The organism is Bacillota bacterium (genome assembly GCA_012837335.1).
Classification (GTDB): Bacteria; Bacillota; Limnochordia; order Darwinibacteriales; family DTU012; genus DTU012.
This window is the reverse complement of sequence record DURM01000080.1, coordinates 1-9,380: the sequence shown is the minus strand read 5'-3', so window position 1 is coordinate 9,380 and position 9,380 is coordinate 1. Positions and strand designations below refer to the sequence as shown.

General features: G+C 45.7%; 8 protein-coding genes, 3 tRNA genes and 1 other annotated feature. Of the genes, 10 read left to right on the top strand and 1 reads right to left on the bottom strand.

Features of this window, described 5'->3' with window-relative positions; genetic code table 11:
* Nucleotides 1–17 precede the first annotated feature (17 nt).
* The 10 genes from GX019_10805 to GX019_10760 all read left to right on the top strand — a co-directional run bounded on the left by GX019_10805 (nucleotide 18) and on the right by GX019_10760 (nucleotide 8,555).
* Nucleotides 18–1,280 carry a serine hydroxymethyltransferase gene (locus tag GX019_10805; GenBank protein ID HHT37649.1) on the top strand — a complete coding sequence of 421 codons (1,263 nt, stop codon included), beginning with the start codon at nucleotides 18–20 and terminating at the stop codon, nucleotides 1,278–1,280.
* Between the two features lie 41 nt (nucleotides 1,281–1,321).
* Entirely contained in the window at nucleotides 1,322–2,599 is a 1,278-nt protein-coding gene (locus tag GX019_10800) for an MFS transporter (GenBank protein HHT37648.1), read from the top strand.
* 44 nt (nucleotides 2,600–2,643) lie between these two features.
* Nucleotides 2,644–2,859 (top strand) — a binding site (T-box leader).
* Between the two features lie 65 nt (nucleotides 2,860–2,924).
* Nucleotides 2,925–4,196, top strand: a complete 1,272-nt coding sequence (serS, locus tag GX019_10795; GenBank protein ID HHT37647.1) for a serine--tRNA ligase — start codon at nucleotides 2,925–2,927, stop codon at nucleotides 4,194–4,196.
* Between the two features lie 48 nt (nucleotides 4,197–4,244).
* Nucleotides 4,245–4,334: transfer RNA gene (locus tag GX019_10790), tRNA-Ser, on the top strand.
* A gap of 76 nt (nucleotides 4,335–4,410) precedes the next feature.
* Entirely contained in the window at nucleotides 4,411–4,788 is a 378-nt protein-coding gene (locus GX019_10785) for a NusG domain II-containing protein (GenBank protein ID HHT37646.1), read from the top strand.
* A gap of 27 nt (nucleotides 4,789–4,815) precedes the next feature.
* Nucleotides 4,816–5,496: a response regulator transcription factor gene (locus GX019_10780; protein HHT37645.1), complete on the top strand. Its 681-nt coding sequence runs from the start codon at nucleotides 4,816–4,818 to the stop codon at nucleotides 5,494–5,496.
* 1 nt (nucleotide 5,497) lies between these two features.
* Nucleotides 5,498–7,234 (top strand): cell wall metabolism sensor histidine kinase WalK, encoded by a 1,737-nt coding sequence (locus tag GX019_10775; GenBank protein ID HHT37644.1) that lies wholly within the window; start codon nucleotides 5,498–5,500, stop codon nucleotides 7,232–7,234.
* Nucleotides 7,235–7,271: 37 nt separating this feature from the next.
* The gene (locus GX019_10770; GenBank protein HHT37643.1) at nucleotides 7,272–8,222 is read left to right on the top strand and encodes an aldo/keto reductase; all 951 of its coding nucleotides are present in this window, start codon (nucleotides 7,272–7,274) and stop codon (nucleotides 8,220–8,222) included.
* 150 nt (nucleotides 8,223–8,372) lie between these two features.
* Nucleotides 8,373–8,465 (top strand) — tRNA-Ser (locus tag GX019_10765).
* A 13-nt stretch (nucleotides 8,466–8,478) separates the two neighbouring features.
* Nucleotides 8,479–8,555: transfer RNA gene (locus tag GX019_10760), tRNA-Arg, on the top strand.
* A 274-nt stretch (nucleotides 8,556–8,829) separates the two neighbouring features.
* On the opposite strand, the gene GX019_10755 is transcribed toward GX019_10760, so the two are convergent.
* Nucleotides 8,830–9,315: a hypothetical protein gene (locus tag GX019_10755; GenBank protein ID HHT37642.1), complete on the bottom strand. Its 486-nt coding sequence runs from the start codon at nucleotides 9,313–9,315 to the stop codon at nucleotides 8,830–8,832.
* Nucleotides 9,316–9,380: the final 65 nt, after the last annotated feature.

Here is a 9,380-nt window from a genome sequence, read left to right as displayed (position 1 = left end):
CTTATTTAATGAGGTTAATGAATGAGAGGGGTAAGAGTGTGTATCAGAATCTGCAGTTAGTTGATCCGGAAATTTTTGAAGTTACGCGGCTTGAGACTAAACGTCAAGCGGAAAAACTGGAAATGATTGCATCCGAGAACTTTGTCAGTCGAGCAGTATTGGAAGCTATGGGCAGCCCATTAACTAATAAATATGCGGAAGGGTACCCAGGTAGACGTTATTATGGCGGATGCGAGCATGTGGATGTGGCAGAAGAATTAGCAATTGCGCGGGCTAAGCAATTGTTCGGCGCAGACCATGTCAATGTGCAGCCCCATTCGGGAGCACAGGCTAATCAGGCCGTGTATTTTGCGCTGTTAAAACCAGAAGACACAGTTTTAGGAATGGATTTAAGCCATGGTGGGCATCTGACTCACGGCAGCCGCGTGAATATGTCCGGAGCCTGGTTTAATTTTGTGCATTACGGAGTTGACCGGGAAACAGAACGTTTGGATTATGATCAGGTTCGGGATTTGGCTGTGAAACATCAACCGAAGCTGATTGTAGCAGGGGCTTCCGCCTATCCCCGGATTATTGATTTTAAGCTGCTGAGAGAAATTGCTGATGAAGTAGGAGCCTACTTAATGGTGGACATGGCCCATATCGCCGGTTTAGTAGCTGCTGGAGTCCATCCCAGTCCGATTCCTTATGCCCATGTGGTAACTACTACTACCCACAAAACTCTGAGAGGGCCGCGGGGAGGCATGATCCTCGCGAACAAAGATTTGGGCAGAGCGATTGATAAGGCGGTGTTCCCGGGAGTTCAGGGCGGACCATTGATGCATATAATTGCAGCTAAAGCAGTAGCTTTAAAAGAGGCATTGAGCGAGGAATTTAAATCTTATCAGGAGCAGGTAGTCAAGAATGCAGAAGCGCTGGCACAAGGCTTAAATAAGCGCGGCTTTGTTCTGGTTTCCGGCGGTACTGACAACCACTTGATTTTAGTTAATGTCAAAGCAAGAGGATTTACCGGAAAAGATGCTGAACAACTGCTCGATGATATAGGAATTACCGTGAACAAGAATACAATACCATTTGAAACCGAAAGTCCGTTTGTTACCAGCGGAATCCGCCTAGGTACGCCGGCACTGACTACACGGGGCTTGAAAGAGCAAGAAATGGATGAAATTGCTGCTGTGATCAGCGATACCCTCAATTCCGATACTAAGGATTATACTGAACTTAAGGAAAGGGTAAAAACGATCAGCGCACGGTTCCCGCTCTATCCAGATTTGATCTAAAATAAGAGTGCTAAAGGGGTAATCTATGTATGCCTATCCCTGTGGTAGATTCGAAGGCAAAGCGCAATCTCAAAATGAATACTTTGGATGGCGCTTTCGCCTCTGTTAGTGATAACTTAACCAACCCTTTTCTTGGTTTATTTGCACTTTCTTTAGGAGCTTCACCATCGCAAATCGGGATGCTGAATGCGTTTCCATCGTTTCTTGGCAACATCCTTCAGATACCCTACGGGGTTTTGGCCGAAAGGGTAAAAAACCGTAAAATCCCGATTGCGATCGGTGCTCTGATCAACCGTATCACTTGGGTTTTGATTGTTTTCATTCCTTTTTTGGTTGCTCCGGAATACGCAGTTCCCGCAGTGATTATCCTGGCTACATTTCGAGTTGCCGCGGCTAACCTGGGAGTTCCGGCTTGGACGGCAATTCAGGCTGAGATTGTACCCAAAAGCGTGCGGGGCCGCTATTATGCTAACCGCAATATTATCACCGCCAGTACTGGTCTGCTAGCAATGATTGCCGCCAGCAGAATCCTGGCTCTCAGTTATCCGGGAAATTATCAAGTTTTGTTTTCGCTGGCCTGTGTTATGGGGATCTTTTCCCTGATATCATTTTTGCAGATCCGTGTTGAACCGCTGGCTGGCAGGACAGCTGCCAGTGCTGGTAAGAAAAAGCGCAGCTTAAGTCCTAAAGCGACTATCAATCTAATTAAAAACAACCGGGCGTTCTCCTATTACTGTTTTGCGGCGTTTATTTGGGGAATGGGTGTAAACTTGGTCAGTCCGTTGGTGTCGGTATACTTCATCCAGGACTTGCAGGGAACAGCTCAGTACTGGGCTTATGTCCAGGCAGCCAGCACAATAGCAACGATATTGTGCCAGCGGTATTGGGGCCAGTTATCCGATGTGTTCGGCCAAAAAAACATTATGGTTAAAGCCGGTATTGGTGCAGCATTAGTACCGTTTTGGTGGTTTATTGCTCCTACAGCCCTGTCCGGTATTCTGATCAATTTTTGGAATGGTTTTGTGTGGGGCGGCTTTAACTTAGCATCATTCAACCTGCTGTTAGAAATCACCCCGGATGAAAGCCGCTCAATGTATGTGGGTGTTTATAATTCGCTGATGGGTATAGCTGCAGCAGTAGGTACTTTAGCAGGAGGATTTTTAGCTGAAGCAATCGGGATTAAGTTCTTATTCTTATTATCCTTTGCCGGACGCGGACTTGGTTTGTGGCTTATCTCAAGGGTGGATGCTGGATCTGATACAACGATGCGGTTCAGGGACTTGGGGTATCCGCTTAACCGCGGCAGGGCACAGCTTTGAGGCTTGCTTTTAGGCAGAAAATAATATATAATGTGTTAAGATATGGAAAAGCGATATAGGGACAAAATTGGTAAGATGAGCTGTGCAGAGAGCCAATGGTTGGTGTGAATTGGTCAGCTTATACCAAGGTCCACCCCTATGAGCTGGGAAGGAAACGCTAAGTGTAACTTCTTCGGGTAAGCCCGTTAGCGCTGTATGAGTGGATCAGCGGTTTAGCTGATCAATTAGGGTGGCAACGCGGGTATGATCTCGTCCCTGGGTATTAAATACTGGGATGAGATTTTTTATTTATTGCGAGCAATACTACTATTTAAGGAGGGTTTGCATGTTAGACTTACGCTTGATTAGAGAAAACCCCGAGCTGATTAGAGAAATGCTGAAGAATAGAGGCGAAGAAGCTCCTCTTGATGAGCTGCTTGAGTTAGATGATCAGAGACGCTCTCTCCTCACCGAAGTGGAGCAGTTGAAAGCCAAGCGCAATAAAGTTTCTGAGCAGGTAGCTCAATTAAAGCGGGAAAAGCAGGATGCATCTGCGCTGATTGAAGAAATGAAAGTAGTCTCTCAGACAATTAAGGACTACGATGACCAGCTGCGCGTTATTGAGGAACAGCTGCGTGATCGTCAGCTCCGCATTCCTAATATTCCCCATGAGTCGGTGCATGTGGGTCAGAGCGAAGAAGATAACAAAGAAATCCGCCGCTGGGGAGAACCCACTGCGTTTGAGTTTGAGCCGAAGCCTCACTGGGACTTAGGCGTTGACCTGGATATTCTCGATTTTGATCGCGGTGCTAAAGTGACCGGGACTCGGTTTTATTTCCTTAAAGGCTTAGGTGCAAGATTGGAGCGCGCCTTGGTTAACTTTATGCTTGATGTCCACACTGCTGAGCATGGATATTCCGAGGTGTTCCCACCGTTTATTGCCAACAAAGACAGCGCCATCGGCACCGGCCAGCTGCCAAAGTTTGGCGAGGACATGTTCAAACTCGAAAACTTAGATTATTATCTAATCCCAACCGCTGAAGTACCGGTTACAAATCTTTACCGGGATGAAATCTTAGATGGGGATCAGTTACCGATATACCATGTAGCATATTCAGCATGCTTCCGGTCAGAAGCAGGTGCATATGGGCGTGACACCCGCGGTGTGATCCGGGTGCATCAGTTTAATAAAGTTGAACTGGTAAAATTCGTTAAGCCAGAAAACTCTTATGAAGAGCACGAAAAACTTGTTGCTGATGCAGAAACTATTCTGCAGCGGCTCGGACTGCCTTATCGGGTAACCCAGATGTGCACTGCGGATTTAGGATTTACCGCAGCGAAGAAACTGGATCTTGAAGTTTGGATGCCGAGCTACGGTAAGTATGTTGAAATATCTTCCTGCAGCAACTTCGAGGCCTTCCAGGCGCGGAGAGCAAATATCCGCTACCGTCCGGAAAGGGGAGCCAAACCAGAATTTGTGCATACACTAAATGGCTCAGGGGTTGCAATCGGACGCTGCTTAGCAGCTGTTATTGAAAATTATCAGCAGGAAGATGGTTCAATCATTATTCCTGAAGTGCTGCGGCCATACATGCAGGGTTTAGCAAAAATTAGCTGAAAATAAACTTGTTAAATGGTTAATTTTACGGTATAATAGGCTTTGTGTGGAGGGGTGCCAGAGCGGACGAATGGAGCGGTCTTGAAAACCGTCGAGGGTTCACGCCCTCCGTGGGTTCGAATCCCACCCCCTCCGCCAGAACCTAAACTGCGATAAAGCCCTTTTCTTTAAGTGCGGTACTTAAGAAAGGGTTTTTTTATAAAGGGGCAATAATATGAGAATTAGAAAAGGAGATCTGCTCATATTCGTCGTATTGATGATTATAGGGTTTTTTACGTTTTATAACAATTTTTTTCGAGATGAAATAACTGGGAATTTGGCTATATTAGAGATTGATGGAGAAATTGTCGAAAAGTTTAATCTCGAAACAGATTTAGAAACCTATCGAGTCGAAACAGAGTATGGGTACAATGTCCTTGAATTTGCTGATGGAAGTGTAAGCGTGGTGGAAGCCGATTGCCCCGATCAAATCTGTGTGCATTTTGGATGGATTAAAACTGTTGGTCAAACAATTGTGTGCTTACCTCATAAGTTGATTATCAGAATTGCTAACGAAACAGCAGATTTAGGACTCGATGGGGTTGCATATTAATTGGATAATATACTAAGGGGTGATATTATGAAACAACGTATTTTGGTTGTCGACGACGAAGTCCCTATTCAGGAACTTATTAAGTTTAACCTGGAACAAGCTGGATTTGAAGTTGAAATAGCAGACAACGGAATTGCGGCTCTAGAAATGTTTGAAGCCAATAAACCGGATTTGATCGTGCTGGACTTAATGCTCCCGGGCAAAGACGGTTATGATGTATGTAAAGCAATCAGAAAAACCAGCAACACTCCAATCATCATGCTGACCGCTAAGGAAACAGAGCTGGAGCGAGTGCTGGGATTAGAGTTGGGTGCAGACGATTATATTACTAAACCCTTTAGTCCGCTTGAACTGGTTGCTCGCATCAAAGCTGTTCTCCGCCGTTCCAGCGGCCAAGATGATGAGGAAATCGATGAGTTTACCGTTGGATCCATTTTCATGAAGGTTGGAACACGGGAAGTATTGGTTAAGGGCGAGCCAGTAGAATTAACTCGTAAAGAGTTTGATCTGCTGCATATCTTTATGCAGAACGCAGGAAAAGTCTTGACCAGAGAATTTTTGCTGCAGAAAGTTTGGGGCTATGAATACGAGGGCGAAACACGTACTGTTGATGTTCATATCCGTCATCTGCGCAGAAAACTAGGTCCGGAAGGAGAAGAACGGATCGAGACCATTCACGGTGTCGGTTATAAATTGAGGGGGAATTAGGTTGCAGAAACCACTGCTCCTTAAACTAACCGGTCTAGTATTAGTGGTAACCTTGCTGAGTATGGGGGTTACCACGTTTTTTGTTATGCTGTTTGCATCAAATACTTTAGTTAATAATCTATTTGTTGACTTGATTTCCGATGCAGAACTGGTTGGTTACTGGCTGGATAATTCAACACAATCACGATTGAACGATGATATTACGCAGTTAGGCAGCAGAATTAACCGCAGAATCTCGGTAATAGATTTTGAAGGCAATATTTTTGCCGACTCACTTTACCCCGCCAGCCACCGGATGAATGTCTATGACACACCGGAATTTCAGCAGGCATTGACGGGTGAAGTGGGCACTGCCAGAAGAGCTAGCGAGTATTCTGATCAAGAAGTCCTCTATGTTGCTCTGCCCCGTTCCTGGGGAGTTGTGAGAGTAGCAACTACAACTGAAGAAATTACTGAGCCGCTGAATTTTTTATCGAAGGTAGCCTTAACATTGACGGCATTTATGGGACTGTTGGCCTTTGCAGTAACGTACTATATCAACCGCAATATAACCGGTCCCTTAGAAGAAATGCTTGATGTTACACGGCAGCTTCAGGTTGGAGAGTTCAGCCGCCGAGTTTTGGTTAGGAGTACGGATGAGATTGGACAGCTAAGCCGCGCTTTCAACGAGCTTTCCCAAACCTTGGAAGAGATGTTTCAAGCTGTTCACGACCGGGAGAATAAACTTAATGCGATTCTCACCAGTATGGGGGAAGGCGTGTTAGCAGTTGATTTGAACTACAAGGTAATCCTGGCTAACCGCAGCATGGCGGAAATGATCCAGGAGGATGAGGAAGGTTTAATCGGTAAAGATTTGATCGAGGTAATTCAAAGCTACCAGCTGGTTGAAGTGGTTGCTGATACCCTGGCGACCGGGAAATCGATCGAGACCGAGATTAAGCTGTATCCATCCAGCCGGCGCATGATTGCGGTTACCAGCAGTCGCTTGGAGGATGAAAATGATGAGACGATCGGGGCAGTGATTGTGCTCCGAGATGTTACTGAGCTGCGGCGGTTAGAAGCTATGCGCCGAGAGTTTGTGGCCAACGTTTCTCACGAGCTGCGGACACCTTTAACCAGTATCAAAGGTTTTGTTGAAACCATACTCAACGGCAAAACCGATGACGCCGCTTTAGTAGAGCGCTTTCTGACAATAGTCAACGGCGAAACCGATCGCATGATTACTCTCATCAATGACCTCCTTGATTTGACTAAAATAGAAAGCAGAAGGCAAAAGCTGATTTTCGAAGAAGTAAACATCAGAGAAATCTTTGAGGATACAATCACTGTTTTGAGCAGCAAAGCCGTGCAAAAAGACATCATTGTTGAGAATAAGCTGGAAGATCTTATTGTGCTGGGTGATCCTAAGCTTTTACGGCAGGTCAGTGTCAATCTGGTTGATAATGCGATTAAGTACAATAAAGAAGGCGGCCGTGTCTGGGTAGATGGGGTTGTTGAAGGTGGAACGGCCTGCATTAGTGTGAATGACACCGGTTTTGGCATCCCCAGTGACCATTTGGATCGTATTTTTGAACGGTTTTATCGTGTTGATAAAGGCCGTTCGCGCCAGCAGGGCGGCACCGGATTGGGTCTGTCGATTGTCAAGCATATAATCGATCGCCATGAGGGGAAGATCTGGGCTGAAAGTGAGTTTGGTGAAGGAAGCAGCATTAAGTTCACCTTGAAATTGGTTAAGTAAAAACTGCACTGCAATGTCTTATAAGGAGGACTTTACCATGAAATACCGGCGCTTAGGCCGCAGTGGTCTTAAAGTCAGTGTGATCAGTTTGGGCAGTTGGTTGACGTATGGTAAAAGTGTAGAATCGAACGTTGCAGAAAGAACAATCAAACAAGCTTATGATGTAGGAATTAACTTTTTTGACTCAGCCAATGTTTATGAGCAGGGTGAGGGAGAGCGAGTGATGGCCAGCGCGCTTCGCTCTTATCCGCGGGAGTCTTATGTAATCACTACAAAGGCTTTCTTCCCCATGGGTGATGGACCTAATGATCGGGGTTTGTCCCGCAAACACATTATGGAGCAGCTGCACGGCAGTCTGAAACGGATGCAGTTGGACTATGTAGATATTTTCTACTGCCACCGCTATGATCCTGAGACTCCGGTAGAAGAAACACTGCGGGCAATTGATGATTTGATTCGGCAGGGCAAGATCCTCTATGCTGGGGTCAGCGAATGGACTGCAGCCCAGATTGAGGAAGCTATTGCTGCAGCTGACCGCAAACTGCTTGATCGGATTGTTGTCAACCAGCCCCGCTACAGTTTATTGAACCGCGGGATCGAAAAAGAGATTGTTCCGGTGAGTCAAAAATATGGTATTGGACAGGTAGTATTCTCACCTCTGCAGCAGGGAGTATTAACGGGTAAGTACCGCGGAGAGGTAATTCCGGGGGACAGCCGCGCTGCTAACGAGGAGATTAACCGCGGAATCAAAGGTTATCTTACGCAAGATGTGCTTAACCGGGTAGACAAGCTTACTGAGATAGCCCAGAGCATCAAGATTACAACAGCGCAGCTGGCTTTAGGCTGGGTGCTCCATAAGCCCAGCATCGTAAGCGCTTTAGTCGGGGCAAGCCGGCCGGAGCAAATCTTAGAGAATGCGAATGCTAGTGAAGTTAGCTTAAGTCCAGAGATAATGGAACAGATCGAGGAGTTGTTTCCCCGTCAATAATGTTTTTCACGGTTAGGGGTTGTTTTGGCGGTTACTTTTATGGTAAACTAGTAACAGATGCTTTGAAGGAAGTTTGTTTAAGATTTCGCAGTTGACAACCTCTGTTTTTTGTGTTAAACTAGGATTTGTCAGCGAAAATGAGTTTAAAAGGGAAGGGTGCTTGAGAGGCCGAAAAGGACCGCCTGCTAAGCGGTTGAGGGTGATTACAGCCCTCCGAGGGTTCAAATCCCTCCCCTTCCGCCATTAGATATAACACGCGCCCGTAGCTCAGCTGGATAGAGTGTCTGACTACGAATCAGAAGGTCTCAGGTTCGAATCCTGACGGGCGCGCCATTTTAAAATATCGACTGCAACAAGGGTTGCAGTCTTTTTTTATTTTTCTTTAAACTGAAAATCAGACGGCCTATTGGGCAAAATTGGGTAAAAACTGTATGTATGGAGAAACTAGCGAATGATGAAAGGAGCGAGATCCATGAATCCAGGCCAAAAAGGAAATCGTGCCAAAGATTTTGGATCTAGTCAAGCCCGAAGCTGTTGATGAAGTCAAGGCAGCTATGGAGGATTTTGGGTCAAGGTTATAGTTAAAAAGACCGGGGTTCCGGTCTTTTCAAATATGGATTTTGGCTTCCCATTCACTGAAAAAGTCTTTGAGAATAGATTTGCTTTTATGTCGTTGGCGACCTTGGATCTTGCCATAATCAGGATAGAAAGTGTTTTTACTGGTGTCTGCTCCCCAATTATTTGTGTATACTTCTAGGTTTAAGCTGCTGTACTCGGTCAAGAGCTGGCAGAAGCTGTCGATGATACCAGCTTCCCTAATATTGCGGACAAAAGTGATGTTAAGCTGATCATAAACAGTTCCCATGGCACAGTTGATGGGAGTTTTTTCTTTCGGGTAAGAAACCAATTCAAATTTATCAATGTAGGGTTCCATAGACTTAGGAAGCTGAACCTTGCCCATGTTAGATAGATTGATGGTGGTAGCGCTGCCAAAGCGTTTGTAGATCTGCTGAGTAAACTTGTTCTTGATAAACAGCGGCACAAGCTTAAGCGGAAGCCGCTCAAACCGAATCGAAGTGCCTAATGCAAGCATCAACTGCAGGTGTTCTTGGGTAAGGTTTTCCTGCAACTGCTTTTCAGTAAGGTTTATGATATCTT